We start from the raw sequence: 13219 nt of genomic DNA, 5'->3' as shown, positions 1-13219 counted from the left end.
CACTTTAATTAACAAAGGATTTTTTTATGAATAAAGAAAAACTTATAAAAAATCAGGCGCTGACCTCCTTAAAAGGCTCATGGATAATTTTGATTGCAATGGTTCTTACAATATCTGCCGTAATGATTGCAATATACAGTATGGGAAGTATAGTTCAGTTAATTACAAAGTCACTTGATACTGCCACAGGTATGGCAAAATCGGGAAAAGAATTTACTTTTACTCTTATAAGCATAATAGATTTGGTTGTAATGTTCTTTTTAACACCTCTTATAAACGGATTTTTTAAATCTGTTTATACTGTTGCTCACAATGAAATACCGAGCTTTTGGGAAATATTCAGCTTTTTTAAATCACCTAAATTGTATTTTAAGACTATCTTGCTTAATCTTATTTTTGTTGTAATTCTGTCTTTGGCGTTTTTCGCATTTGACTTCGGTTACCTTGTAACTATGATTACAGATTCGCTTAAAACAAGCAATACCGCTCTTACTACGCTTATAACTGCCGTATTAAATATTGTATTCGGCGCTGTATCGGTACTTTTGATTTCATTTGTTTATTTGTTCTTCATAAATTATGCTATGTTTTTATTTATTGACGATTCAAATTCAAATGTATTTTGTTGCTTTGGCAAAGGCGTAAAAATGTTTGTTAAAAACTTTGGCAACACAATGAAATTGTATTTCGGTTTTGCCGGCTGGATTGCACTTTGCTTTTTTGTGGTTCCGGCATTTTATGTATTACCTTATATTTCAACTTCCTTTGCTACCTCTGCAAAGTGGCTTATATCAATTGAAAAAGGCAGGAATTAACTATGATAGTTTCTCTGTGTATGATAGCCTACAACGAGGCGGACGCTCTTAGCGGACTTTTTAAGGATATTTCTTTACAGGACTATCCTCACAACAAAATAGAGGTTGTATTTGTTGACAGTATGTCCACCGACAAAACCTATGAAATGATGGAAAAATTCAAAGAAACCGGTTACGGATTCCGCAATATTTCCATTGTACAGTGTATGAAAAAAAATCAGGCGAGTTCATGGAATGCCGCTTTGATGACTGCCCGTGGCGATGTAATAATAAGAGTTGACGCCCATGCCCGTATTCCAAAAGATTTTGTATCACGAAATATTATGAATCTTGAAGACGGTGAGAATGTAGTCGGCGGCGGCAGACCAAACATTACATCCGACATCTCTTCATGGAAACTCACTTTACTTGCTGCCGAAGACTCGCTTTTCGGCAGTTCGGTAGCCTCATATCGCAGACCGTCTGCACAAAAAGAATACCTCGACAGCCTTTTTCACGCTGCTTACAGACGAGAAGTAATCGCAAAAGTCGGCGGTTTTAACGAAAATCTCGGAAGAACAGAGGATAATGAGTTTCACTACCGCATAAGAAAAGCAGGCTATAAGATGTGCTGTTGCCCTGACATTGTGTCATATCAGCACGCAAGAAACAACCTTAAATATATGGTTCATCAAAAATATTCAAACGGCAGGTGGATAGGACTTACCCTATCGGAATGTCCGGGTTGTCTTTCCTATTTTCATTTTGCTCCGTTTCTTTTCGTAATGGCATTGCTGTTCTGTTCTATCCTCGCATTTATCGGACTTCCGCTGTTTTTATATGTTTTGCTTGCAATTTACGGAATGTTTGACATTGTAAATACAGTCGGTTGCTGTACAATGAAAAATGTTCAGCCGCAGTTTGTACTTTTGCCGTTCATCTTCCCTATGCTCCATATTGCATACGGAATTGGCACAATAGTCGGCTTAATTCAGATTCCGTCATGGCAGAAAAGCATAAAAAACAGTAATGCAAAAGAAAAGATTGAAAAGGTAAGACGCAAGGTAATTCAGAATACCCTGAAACCGGAGGAACGCTGATGTTTACACTCGACAGTTGGTCAGCGGATGACTACGATAATCTTACCGAGTACCTTAAGAGCAATGCAGATTTAAAATACAGAGATTTTCATTCTTCGCTTGTTCCCGATACCGAAAGCAACAGCATTATTGGAATTCGTATGCCGATAATGCGCAAAATTGCAAAAGAGATTTCAAAAGGCAATGCACGGGAATTTCTTGATATTTCTCAAACAGAATATTATGAGCAGCGTATTATCTCCGCCCTTGTTATGGGACTGATAAAAACCGAAAGTTTTGACGATTTTGTTTCTCTTGTAAATGCTTTTGTCCCCAAAATAAATAATTGGGCAGTTTGTGACAGCTTTTGTGCGGGACTTAAGGAAGTCAATAAATATAAAAAGGAATTTTTTGACTTCCTTTCAAATTACTTAGAAATCAAAAATGAGTGGTACATTCGCTTTGCATTTGTAATTATGCTTAATTATTACCTTGAGAGTGAATTTATAGACGATGTGCTTGCTCGTTGTGACAGCGTAAACAGTGATAAATATTATATTTTAATGGCGCAAGCATGGATGCTTGCAACAGCATATGCAAAGCAAAAAGAAAAAACTCATAAATATTTTCTGAACAATAACCTTAATGACGCTACTTTTAATAAAGCTATTCAAAAGTGCATTGAAAGCAGACGGGTTACAGATGATGATAAAAAGTTTTTAAGAACTCTTAAAAGGCATAAATAATTAATAACAAAAGCCAATTAATCGCATATTGATTAATTGGCTTTAATATTACCTGTATAAATCTATTAAATTGTTTATAGTATCGTAATCGCTTTCGGATATTTTGTACTTGTGCTCCGAATCAAAACTAAAACTGATATTTTTATAACCGCATATCGTAATACTGTATTTTTCGTTATCATCAGTATATGCCTTAAGCCATAACCCGCCGTCCCTTTCTTCGTTATCCGATGACAACTCGGCTTTAGAGAGAATATCAAGTATTTTCTCTGAATCTTCTTTATTAAAATTGACTTCATTTTCATCAGGTTTTAGCCAAGAAATACTTGCAATTTTATCAAAATATACATCATTATTAACCTTGTTACTCTGACAGCCGACAAGTAAAATAAGAGTTGAAATTAAAAAAATCAGAATTTTTTTCATACACTCACCTCACAATATGTTAATTTTATTTTAAGGTATAAATAATTCATTGTCAATATAAATCAATATAATAAATGTTTGTTTCAAAAATTGTGCATTACATAAACAAATCTTATCTCATATTGACAAATCAAACATAAGGATTATAATATAATTAACAGTTGTCTTCGGGGCGGAGTGAAATTCTCCACCGGTGGTAAAAGTCCACGAACAAGCAATTTGCTTGCCGAGTCTGTGAAATTCAGACACCGACGGTATAGTCCGGATGAAAGAAGAAACGCAAACAATCAACATTGCCTTTGGCTTTGTTGAACCTTTTGTGCAGAAAATTTCCCCGTTACGCAGTAGCGGGGATTTTTATTTTCTCGGGACATCTGAATTTATTTCTAAGGAGTGTGTTCTATGAGAACAGCACAAAACAGTCAAAAAATTATGACTACCAAAATCACCGTAACGGCACTTTTAACTGCCGTTGCCATTGCACTTCAGTACATTGAAGTTCCTATTCCGCTTGTACCGTCATTCTTAAAGCTTGATTTTTCGGATCTGCCCGAACTCATCGGCGCATTTGTGTTGGGCCCGCAGTACGGCATAATTATTTGCCTGCTTAAAAATCTTATTCATTTACCTGTATCAAGTTCAATGTTTGTCGGTGAATTTTCAAACTTTATACTCGGTGCTATTTTTGTATTTGTTGCAGGCATTATTTATCAGTATAACAAAACTAAAAAAGGCGCTTTAATCGGTTGCGTAGCAGGTGCATTTGCAATGGCTGTATTAAGCGTAGTTACAAACTACTTTATAGTTTATCCTGTTTATGCCGAGTTATGGGCAGGCGGTGATATGAATGTAATTGTAAATATGTACAAATTACTTCTTCCGTCTTCAGACACATTGCTCAAATCTTTAATCATCTTTAATGTGCCTTTTACCTTATTTAAAGGTATAGTTGATGCAGTTATAGCTATGATTATTTACAAGCCGCTTTCAAATATGATTGTTCGTATGAATACGGCTTTTACAAAAAAGCGTAATTCAAAAGCTGAAAAGGCTTGACTTTTTTCGACATAGTGATATAATGTAATTCGTAAGCATTTTTGCTTAACAGAGTAGAAATTTGTGCGTAAAGTGTTTTGTGGACGGGGAGTTGCCACAAAAACGAAAGGGTATCCTGCGGTACAAGTTTCGCATCCCGCTGTTACTTTGGGACTGATAGCGGGCAGAATTTCTGTCCGCTTTTATTTTTCTCCTAAAGCAACACCGAAAAAATCTTTAGGAGGAAAATATATGTCAATTTCTAAAAAGTTCTATAATTCTTTTACAGAACTAAAGTCAGTTAAGTCACTAGCCATGATTGCAATGTTGCTTGCTCTTAGAATCATCCTCGGATTCATCGGCAACAGCACCTTGCCTTTCTTTGGCAACAATGTAAAATTAAGCGGTGCATTTTTGCCGATAGCAATTACAGGCTCGATGTTTGGCCCTGTACCTGCTATGATTGTCGGTATGCTTGGTGATGTTCTTTCATTCATTATGAATCCGACAGGCGGTGCTTACTTCCCCGGTTTTACAATTAACGGTATTCTCACAGGCCTTATTTACGGTTTATTTCTCTATAAGAATGAAGTAACTGTTCCAAAGGTAGTCATTGCTTGGGTTATCAACTGCATTGCTGTTGAAATCTTCCTTATCGCATATTGGCTCTTCTTCTTGTATGGCACTTCTTCGGGCAAGTCATATTTCATTTACCTTTCAGCAAGACTTATCAGTCAGGCTGTTAAATGTATTCCTGAAATTTTACTTATTCTTGCCTGCGGTAAGATAATGTCACGAGTAAAACTCCCACAAAAAGCTAACTGATAACAAAATCGGCTGTTGCAAAATTTGCAGCAGCCGTTATTTTTTGTTTTATTCTAAATGTTGAGGTAACATTATAAATAATGTTTTAGCACACTTTTGGTCTGGCAACAAAGTAAAGCAAAAGCTAAACTTTCAGTCCAAAAGTAAAAGGTTGTGGGTGTGAGCAATGCCCACAAATGCTTTAACTATAACAAATTCTTGATAGCCAAGCGGCTTGATGTTTAGGATTGACCACAAAATCTCATCAATATTTCAATAACCGTTTAGCTGTCAGAGTTTGTTAATTGGCATAATCGTACATATCTTCGTCATACAATTTTATATTTTTTGCATAGCATAGTATTAAGGCTATCTTAAAACAGACATTGATTAAACCTATAATAAAGCTAAACATAAAAACACAAAAAGAGCCGACAATGTCAATTACAAGCAATAGAATTAATATTCCATATTTCATCTTACTGGGTTTCATGTACGCACTCCAAGCTAAATATAGACAAACAAAAAACATTGCTAAAATCAGAATGGTTATTAAAACACTTAATGCACTTATTTCAAAACCAAAAATAGTCAATAAAAAAAGTGGAAAATAAAAAATTGACATAAATAAGCAATATGTATATTCTGCAAATGCAAAATCAGAATTTGAATTTCTATAAATTATGACCTCTTAACAGAGGTTATAGGTTATCAATAAAATCCTCCAAAAGCCTTGGAAATAAAGGATTTTTCGCTGTGTGCTCGCCTTATCCCTTTATACGATTTCACTATTGTTTATGCTTCCCTCGTGACCTCATAAGGGAAAAATCAAGGGAAGAAAAAACTCGTAACACAATATAACAAAATGTGGTAATCAGGAAACTGTGACATATGTGCGAATATATTATACTGGAGGATTTTATAATGGACAAGTACATTTACGATAACAGCAACGGCTTATGGTATGAATTACAGGGAGATTATTACATCCCCTGTTTGGTATTACCTGCCGAAAAAGAAGAAAGGCATATCGGAGTATGGGGACAGCGGCATTTGCGGTATATCCGTGAGCATAGAAAAGTGTTCTACATCAAGCTGTTGACAAGCGGCAAACTGCAATCCCACCTTGCCGATGTTGAAGAACAGGCACAGGAACTGTTTGACCATCTTATGAAACAACGGGCAGAGCGTGAGGGCATTACCGAAAAACTGAAAGCAGACAACCAAATGGAATGGGTTGGCAGAATGAGCAATCTGCGGTCTGCGGTTACGGAAACTGTCAATGCCGAGGTGATCTTCGTATGAGAAAACGGAAGTATTACCTTTACCTCACAGCAGAGGAGCGGCGGTATATCTTCAATGCTTTGCTTGCTTTCCGCAACAGACTGATAGCACAAGGCAGATATACGGATGCCGTTGACGAGGTTATGATAAAGTTCGCAAAATGAGACTGTAACGCCAAAATACACAAAATCGAGGGGTAAGGTACAAACACCTTACCCCTCTGTTTTTGCGGTCAGAAAATAGCTTGAAATATGGCTTTTCATCCCATTTTCGTTACTTGTCTACTTTCTCTAACATCGCATCATAAATTGCCTGTGTTTCTTTTGGATCGCTCATTCCAATGACAAGAGTTTTCTCGCCGGAAGTCAAGATAATATGCTCTTTAGCACCTGTATAGGAATATAAGGTGTATGATCCAAATTCATCATTTTGGAAAATGCCCATAGATAGTTTGGGAGAACCAAAACCGCTTGTTCGCACTCCTACATCTAAATTCTTACGGTATTCAATGGTCTCAATTTCGGAATAATCGATCTCCAGGTCTGTCCAATAGGTTGCATTGATCGTTAATGCTGTATCTTCGCACTTTACCTCGATGTTACCAGTAAACATTAAAAGAGCAACACCTAATAAAATGATGGGTACTATAACTGCGGTTATTCTAAGCGCAATTTTTTCCGCACCGCTTTTGGGCGCTTCAGCATATACAATTCCTTCCTTTTGATGCTGTTTGTAAATGAAATAAGAGTAAACTATAGGAATAATCGCCAAAGCAGCAATCACACATACTACAACCCATACCATCACTTTTAGAGGAAGAAAAATGGAGAGCAATAAAATAAGTCCTCCAACTACCCAGACCTTACCGCCAAATCTATGCGTTTTATTCCAATTCTCCTCGTTATTCAACGCCCAAGAAATCTTGATACCCAGCGTTCTGTTTTGTTTAACTTTGGGTAAGTAATTGCCTATAAAGATGAACATTACTCCGAGCATAGCCGGCATAAAAAATGCTAAATCAAATTCTTTGCCAAAAGCTGCACGATACATTATTCCGTTTGCGAAAAGGGATATAATCGGAAGAATCCAAAAAACCATTCCCAATGCTTTTTGATTTTGATCTTTTTGTTTTTTATCCAATGAAGTAAAAAGCAAACAAACAAAATGGAAAATCAAAAGTATGATAGGTGTACCAAAGACAGCAAAGACCTTTCCGCTTAATCCGTCCGCATTGCCGTCAGCTCCCCAATGGGTTGTAATAATGTCAGGCAAATCATTCCACATAATGATCCCGAATAAAGCCGGAAGTAAAATAATAATTGACGATATTATAACCTTAATCTTGTTCTTTTTAAGCATTATCATTATCCCCTTTCAAATCTGCAATCCATAGCATAGTTTCCTCCAAAACAGAGGTGTTGATTTCATAGAAAATGAACTTTCCTTCTCTTGTATCTCTGATTAAGTCAGCATCCTTCAACACCGATAGATGTCTTGAAATCGAAGGTGCTGTTACAGAGAAATGGTTGGTAATCTCTCCCGCAGACATTCGCCCCTTTTTCAGCATATTTAGTATTTCACGGCGAATTGGGTCAGCAAGAGCTTTTAATGTCTGTTGCAGTCCCATTTGACACCCTCCCTTAACATTTAACCAAATTGTTAATTATATTATACGCATAGAGACTATAATTGTCAATAGGTTCGCTAAGATTTTCATACAAATTGAAAGGGGCGGCTTTCTCTTTGCCGCCCGTAATATGTAATCCCGCAAGGCAGGGAAACTGCCCTGCGGTGTTGTTTTCGGTGTTAAAGCTATCTTTCTCTGTCGTGGGATCGATGCTTGGGTTTGGTCTGTCTGCCCTCTGCCTGCAACCGTCTTAGCTGGTCACGGACACTTTGCTTTTCTGGCGGTGCATACCGTTCTTTTTCGGCGGGTCTGCTTTTTTCTTTGACCTTGCGTTCCCATTCTGCAAGCTCTCGGTTGTAGTTATTAACTATGACTTCTGCCTTGCAGTAGGTTGCCATAAATGCTTGCACGTCGGGATAACCGTCATCTTTCAGAATATCGGGTATTGTTTCAAGCATAGCGGAGATTTTTTCTTCCCTCTGCTGTATCTGCGTTTCCAACGCCTTTCGCTCCTTGCCCTTGAATATACCCTTTGTTTCGGCAAGCTGTGCCTTTAACTTGGGTACTTCATCCTGCAAGCTGCGGATTTCTCTTGCCCTGTCCTGCACCCGTATCATCAGCTTCTGCATTGTGCGGAACTCTGCCATATCCATATTGAGTACCGGTTTGGGCGGTAGTGCCGTCTGCCTTATCAGGTTCTGCAAAAATTCCTTTGCCTTGCCCACAATACTGCGGAACAGATTTGGCAGCCATCCATTCGCTTTAATGGATTGACTTGCTTTTTGGTGGATCTCATCTTTCTTGATTTCCAGTATCTTGGCTTCTTCAATCCCTGATATGAGTGCCATATCCGCCGTTCTGTTCCATTCCTGCCTTGCGGCATTGTCTGCTTCAATTTCTGCGGCTTTGGGATTGTTCTTGCCAATCTTCTTGGTTGGCAGATAGATACTGTCGGGATTGAACACCTTTAGGTGCTGTTCGGGGTCTGAGATATGCCGATTGATAAGGGCGGTATAGATTTCCTTTACTTCCCGAAGAAAAGGGTCGCTTTTGAAGCGGTCATCCTTTACGGTGAAAAGGTGCTGTTCGTATATGCCGCCTTTGGGGATAACGGTACAGCCCTCACGGACTTTGCCGCTTTCATCGGTGATCTCTTTCTTGGTGCGTACCCGCTTGCCCGTTTCATCATAGAATACGCTTCGGGTGGCGATCTTTATATCCGGCTCGGCAAGTAGCCGCCTTTCACTGAATATAAGGTGGATGTGGTAATTGGTCTTTCTCTTGTTGTGGTGGAGTGCCGATACACATTCCACATTGTACCGTCTGCGAAATTCCTCTGTGAAATCTTCAAGTACCTGTTGCGGCTCATAGGTGGTGTAAACTTCGGGCAGGGCAATTATCAATTCCCTTGCTTCGATACACTTCCCCGGCGAGTTGCTTCGCTTAAATTCCTGCTGACATTCTTTTGCAAGGTTTCGCCAAAAGGAATTGTCTGCGGTGCGGTAAGTGGCATAGAGGTTTTCCTGTCTTGCATGGCTTGTAATATACGATATTCTTCCCTTGACATTATACAGCTTTGACATCTGAATAAAGCTGTGGCGTGTCATAAATCATCTCCGTTCTGTGTTGTAAAGGTGCGTTTTCATTTTGCAACCGACTTGTCGGTTGCGGCTGTTTTGGCGGCGGGTGCTGACGAGACAGCCAATGAAAATTGCGGCAGCAATTTTCTCTGTATCATAGCGGCGGTATATGCCGACAAGCTGTGATACAGGCTCCCTGCAAGGGCGAAATATCACTTGAACAAATCGTAGATTTGTGCGAGGGGTGTATTTCGCTCTCAAACGCCGAGGGCTTTGAGAACGGTTTACTCTACCTTACGGACATCATCCTGACACAGTAGTTTTCTGCCCTGATTGACGGTCATAAAACGCTCTAAGGTATCCCTGCGGATAATGGTTTTACGTCCGACCTTCAGAACAGGCAGCTTGCCCCAGTCCACCAACTTTCGCATTGTGTTTCTGCCGATGCCGCTGGTTTCTGCCGCTTCTTCGATTGTCATTCCCATTTTGATTGCGTTCATAGTGCTGTTCTCCTTTCTTAAATACTCAAAATGCAACTTTGGTATTATCATTATACTTATTTTGCCATCACTTGTCAACCTGTTTTGCAACCTTTTAAGGATTATTTTTAATATTTTTCGGAAATAGGGGTTGCAAATTGAGCTTGTTTGTGCTATACTGTACTCAAACAGGAGGTGAATACCTTGGAAGAAGAAACAATGTTTACCCCAAAACAAGTCGGGGAACGCATTAAAGAGCGTAGAATAGAACTCAAACTTTCTATGCCGGAACTTGGCAAGCGTATCGGCGTGAACAAGTCTACCATTCAAAGGTATGAAGCTGACGGCGTTGATCCGAAGCGAACAATGATTATCAACGGTCTTGCCGAAGCACTTCTTACCACTCCCGAATGGCTGACAGGTCTTTCTGATGATAAGGAATATGACAGCTATACACTCTGCCAAAAGGACATTGAGCAGCACATCAAGAAATATCTTGATACGGTGTCCTCTACCGTAAAGGGTGAGCCGCACCAACAGATGCTCACTACATTTCTCGGGAAGATAATTGATTTGTACTCTGTGCTTTGCCACTACTTTTCCGATGCTATGACAGAGGTTGACCGTGTGGCAAACGATGAAGGCTTGAAGCAATCGCTTATGCGATACGCTATCGAGTCGGGAGCGATTACCGAAAAGGTCTATCGCAACGAAATGGAATTACCTATCGAAGATATGAAACGATTTCTTGACGGGATTTTACATATCTACGATGAAGGTCGTACCGCTGTAAAGATGGGCGATCTCTTCGAGATAGTGACGGAAGCTGAAAAAAGGCTATCCGAAAAGAACAATTCCGTGGCACCTTGACAATTAAAAAAGCCGATTGAAACCAATCGGCAGAAGTGACACTATTTACTTTACGCACACCATATGTCACAGTTCCGATTGCCACGGATAGAAAGGAGAAATTTTATCTATGGCAAAAGGTTCTGTAAGAAAGAAAGGCAAAAAGTGGTACTACCGCTTCTATATCGAAGATGAAAGCGGAAACCGTGTGCAGAAGGAGTTTCCCGGCACTGAAAGCAAGGCTGAAACAGAAGCCCTTATGCGAAAGGCAATGGAAGACTACGAGGAAAAGAAATTCGTAGCCAAGTCCGAAAATGTTACGGTGGGAACGTTGCTGGATCAATGGGTGGAAGAAGAACTGAAGCCCGGCAATCTGAGCAATGGTACAGTAATGGCATATCAGGGTACGGTAAACCGTATCAAGCAGTACCCGATTGGGGAACGCAAGCTGAAAACTGTAACTGCTGACCATTTACAGGCATATATCGACTTTCTCAGTTTCGGTGGCACAAATCCCGATGGCACACAGGCAAAGGCTCTCAGCAAGGGGTATCTGCGATTGTTCTCGGCAGTCCTGCAAGGGGCGTTCCGTTTTGCGGTGTTCCCGAAAAGGCTGATTTCCTTTAACCCGATGCAGTATGTAGTGTGGAGGGGCAAAAAGGAAGAATACGAACTGTTCTCAGACGAGGACGGGAATGTGACTTCCGCCCCCACAATCAGCCATGAGCAGTATCTGAAGCTGGAGGACTTTCTGAAAAAGAAAGACAATCCGGCGTTGCTGCCCATTCAGATTGCCTACTACACGGGGCTTCGAATCGGCGAGGTTTGCGGCTTGACCTGGCAGGATATTAACCTTGAAGGTCAGTACCTTACAGTACGCCGCAGTATGCGCTACAACGGGGCAAGGCACAAGACGGAAATCGGAGCGACCAAGCGAAAGAAAATCCGTACTGTGGACTTCTGCGACACACTGGCAGAAATTCTTAGAACAGCCAAAGCCGAACAGCATAAAAACCGCTTCCGATACGGAGAGTTGTACAGCCTCAACTATTACAGTGAGGTCAAAGAAAAAGACCGTACTTATTACGAGGTTTACAGTCTGCCGAGAACGGAAGAAGTCCCGGAGGGATACAAGGAAATATCCTTTGTCTGCCTCAGACCGGACGGGGCGTTTGAATCGCCGAGTACGGTAGGGATTATGTGCAGGGCGGCAAGGAAAAAGGTCGATGGGTTGGAGGACTTCCATTTCCACCAGCTTCGTCACACATTCACAAGCAATCTGCTCTCAAATGGGGCTGCCCCAAAGGATGTGCAGGAGCTTCTCGGACACGCTGATGTCAGTACCACAATGAATATCTACGCTCACGCTACAAGGGAAGCGAAGCGTACTTCCGCAAGGCTGCTGGATAAGGTAGTCGGCGGCGAATAACAAAAAGTTTCCCTTGTTTTCGCTCATAAGGGCAAAAACAAGGGAAAATACATAAGGTTTGAGAATTACACAGGCGAAAAGCCTTGAAAATACAGAGTTTTCAGAGGGTTGAGTAGATAAAGTGGAATTTAAAAAACAACCACATACAATAATCATAGTTCCAAAAATTAACACACTCGTCATTATCGGAGCCAATATTTCTGTAATATGTTTATTTTTCACTTTACATTCCTCCTTTCATTGAAATAAAAGTTGTAGAATATATTTTGTGATCAACCCTTTATTAAACCTCAAACACTTCAAGGTCATTCGGAATATACAGATTTCCGCTGAAATATTTTTTGCCCTCATCATAATACAGTGATTTTCGGTTGCTCAAATTTTTATCCTCCGTATGATACAAAACAAGGTTTTTAATTTTCAATTCTTCCGCAAGTTTACAGGCGTCTGCGACTGTAGAATGATTTTTCTCATACGGCTTAAAAATATCCGCCTGAGAATACAGACAAAAAGCCTCGTGCAAAAGCCAATCACTGCCGTACACATATTCCCTTTCACATTCATGAAAAGGCTCGTCACCACAGCAGGTGAGTTTTTTGCCATTGCCATACTGCATGGTAAATCCGAATTGCTTTGTCTTTACCGACTCAACATCAAAGAACTGCACCCTATGCCCTATTATATCAAGCTCTTCTCCGTCCTCAACGGTTACAAGATGAAGTTTATCTCCTATTAAATCAAGCTCACGCTTAAGTAAAAGCAGATTTGCAATTTCTCCGATGATTTTTATTACTTCGTCATGACCGTAAATATATGCCTCACCCTCGTATGTATTGCGGTTAATATGCTGGCAAATCATTCTTACAAACCACATTATACCAAATAAATGGTCCATATGCTTGTGTGTAATAAAAATATGTCTTATGCTTTTCCAGTTGATTCCCGCTGACTTTAACTGTTTAAAAATCGTATTTCCGCCACCGCCGTCAACCATAAAATTCTGCCCGTTATCCGAAAGCACAAAGCAAGTATTGTAACAGTCGGTTACGCTTGCACACCCTGTGCCGAGTATTGTCAGTTTCAAAAT

The 13219-nt window shown here is 39.9% G+C and carries 16 protein-coding genes and 2 riboswitches; of the genes, 10 read left to right on the top strand and 6 right to left on the bottom strand.

Annotated features, from left to right (window positions below; all coding sequences use genetic code 11):
• The first annotated feature begins 26 nt into the window (after positions 1–26).
• The 3 genes from I2E21_RS04625 to I2E21_RS04615 are packed head-to-tail and all read left to right on the top strand — an operon-like array spanning position 27 to position 2619.
• The gene (locus I2E21_RS04625) at positions 27–815 is read left to right on the top strand and encodes a hypothetical protein (protein ID WP_195410568.1); all 789 of its coding nucleotides are present in this window, start codon (positions 27–29) and stop codon (positions 813–815) included.
• Between the two features lie 2 nt (positions 816–817).
• Entirely contained in the window at positions 818–1894 is a 1077-nt protein-coding gene (locus I2E21_RS04620; protein WP_195410567.1) for a glycosyltransferase family 2 protein, read from the top strand.
• Positions 1894–2619 carry a DNA alkylation repair protein gene (locus tag I2E21_RS04615; RefSeq protein WP_195410566.1) on the top strand — a complete coding sequence of 242 codons (726 nt, stop codon included), beginning with the start codon at positions 1894–1896 and terminating at the stop codon, positions 2617–2619. Before I2E21_RS04620 ends, I2E21_RS04615 begins: the two co-directional genes overlap by 1 nt.
• 48 nt (positions 2620–2667) lie before the next feature.
• Here I2E21_RS04615 and I2E21_RS04610 read toward each other — a convergent pair whose 3' ends face one another.
• Positions 2668–3045 carry a hypothetical protein gene (locus I2E21_RS04610; RefSeq protein WP_195410565.1) on the bottom strand — a complete coding sequence of 126 codons (378 nt, stop codon included), beginning with the start codon at positions 3043–3045 and terminating at the stop codon, positions 2668–2670.
• A 159-nt stretch (positions 3046–3204) separates the two neighbouring features.
• A riboswitch (FMN riboswitch) is annotated at positions 3205–3326 on the top strand.
• Between the two features lie 121 nt (positions 3327–3447).
• On the opposite strand from I2E21_RS04610, the gene I2E21_RS04605 reads away from it, so the two are divergent.
• From I2E21_RS04605 to I2E21_RS04590, 4 genes are all read left to right on the top strand, one after another.
• Complete coding sequence (locus I2E21_RS04605) at positions 3448–4101, top strand: ECF transporter S component (protein WP_243240593.1); 654 nt, start codon at positions 3448–3450, stop codon at positions 4099–4101.
• 47 nt (positions 4102–4148) lie between these two features.
• A riboswitch (THF riboswitch) is annotated at positions 4149–4245 on the top strand.
• Positions 4246–4332: 87 nt separating this feature from the next.
• A complete protein-coding gene (locus tag I2E21_RS04600) occupies positions 4333–4905 on the top strand; it encodes a folate family ECF transporter S component (protein WP_186935115.1) in 573 nt (190 codons plus the stop codon).
• Positions 4906–5808: 903 nt separating this feature from the next.
• Positions 5809–6189: a TnpV protein gene (locus I2E21_RS04595; RefSeq protein ID WP_117822230.1), complete on the top strand. Its 381-nt coding sequence runs from the start codon at positions 5809–5811 to the stop codon at positions 6187–6189.
• A complete protein-coding gene (locus I2E21_RS04590; RefSeq protein WP_173826188.1) occupies positions 6186–6332 on the top strand; it encodes a hypothetical protein in 147 nt (48 codons plus the stop codon). The genes I2E21_RS04595 and I2E21_RS04590 overlap by 4 nt, the downstream gene beginning before the upstream one ends.
• A 109-nt stretch (positions 6333–6441) precedes the next feature.
• Here the strand turns inward: I2E21_RS04590 and I2E21_RS04585 are convergent, their stop codons facing one another.
• From I2E21_RS04585 to I2E21_RS04575, 3 genes are all read right to left on the bottom strand, one after another.
• Positions 6442–7527, bottom strand: coding sequence for an SdpI family protein (locus I2E21_RS04585; RefSeq protein WP_181983873.1), 1086 nt, complete (start codon positions 7525–7527; stop codon positions 6442–6444).
• A complete protein-coding gene (locus I2E21_RS04580; protein ID WP_117822228.1) occupies positions 7520–7795 on the bottom strand; it encodes an autorepressor SdpR family transcription factor in 276 nt (91 codons plus the stop codon). The genes I2E21_RS04585 and I2E21_RS04580 overlap by 8 nt, the downstream gene beginning before the upstream one ends.
• A 185-nt stretch (positions 7796–7980) precedes the next feature.
• A complete protein-coding gene (locus tag I2E21_RS04575; protein ID WP_117822227.1) occupies positions 7981–9402 on the bottom strand; it encodes a MobA/MobL family protein in 1422 nt (473 codons plus the stop codon).
• Here I2E21_RS04575 and I2E21_RS04570 point away from each other — a divergent pair.
• Positions 9391–9561 (top strand): hypothetical protein, encoded by a 171-nt coding sequence (locus tag I2E21_RS04570; protein WP_178264973.1) that lies wholly within the window; start codon positions 9391–9393, stop codon positions 9559–9561. The genes I2E21_RS04575 and I2E21_RS04570 overlap by 12 nt on opposite strands.
• Before the next feature lie 98 nt (positions 9562–9659).
• Here I2E21_RS04570 and I2E21_RS04565 read toward each other — a convergent pair whose 3' ends face one another.
• Positions 9660–9875 (bottom strand): helix-turn-helix domain-containing protein, encoded by a 216-nt coding sequence (locus I2E21_RS04565; protein ID WP_195410613.1) that lies wholly within the window; start codon positions 9873–9875, stop codon positions 9660–9662.
• A 183-nt stretch (positions 9876–10058) separates the two neighbouring features.
• On the opposite strand from I2E21_RS04565, the gene I2E21_RS04560 reads away from it, so the two are divergent.
• Both I2E21_RS04560 and I2E21_RS04555 read left to right on the top strand, forming a co-directional pair.
• Positions 10059–10724, top strand: coding sequence for a helix-turn-helix transcriptional regulator (locus I2E21_RS04560; protein WP_117822225.1), 666 nt, complete (start codon positions 10059–10061; stop codon positions 10722–10724).
• 109 nt (positions 10725–10833) lie between these two features.
• Positions 10834–12132: a tyrosine-type recombinase/integrase gene (locus I2E21_RS04555; RefSeq protein WP_117822224.1), complete on the top strand. Its 1299-nt coding sequence runs from the start codon at positions 10834–10836 to the stop codon at positions 12130–12132.
• A gap of 283 nt (positions 12133–12415) precedes the next feature.
• On the opposite strand, the gene I2E21_RS04550 is transcribed toward I2E21_RS04555, so the two are convergent.
• Complete coding sequence (locus tag I2E21_RS04550; protein WP_195410564.1) at positions 12416–13216, bottom strand: MBL fold metallo-hydrolase; 801 nt, start codon at positions 13214–13216, stop codon at positions 12416–12418.
• Between the last annotated feature and the right edge of the window lie 3 nt (positions 13217–13219).

It is taken from the genome of Ruminococcus sp. BSD2780120874_150323_B10, assembly GCF_015553695.1.
Taxonomy (GTDB): Bacteria; Bacillota; Clostridia; order Oscillospirales; family Acutalibacteraceae; genus Ruminococcoides; species Ruminococcoides intestinale_A.
The sequence above is the reverse complement of the archived record's forward strand: the minus strand, read 5'-3'. Positions and strand labels throughout refer to the sequence as shown.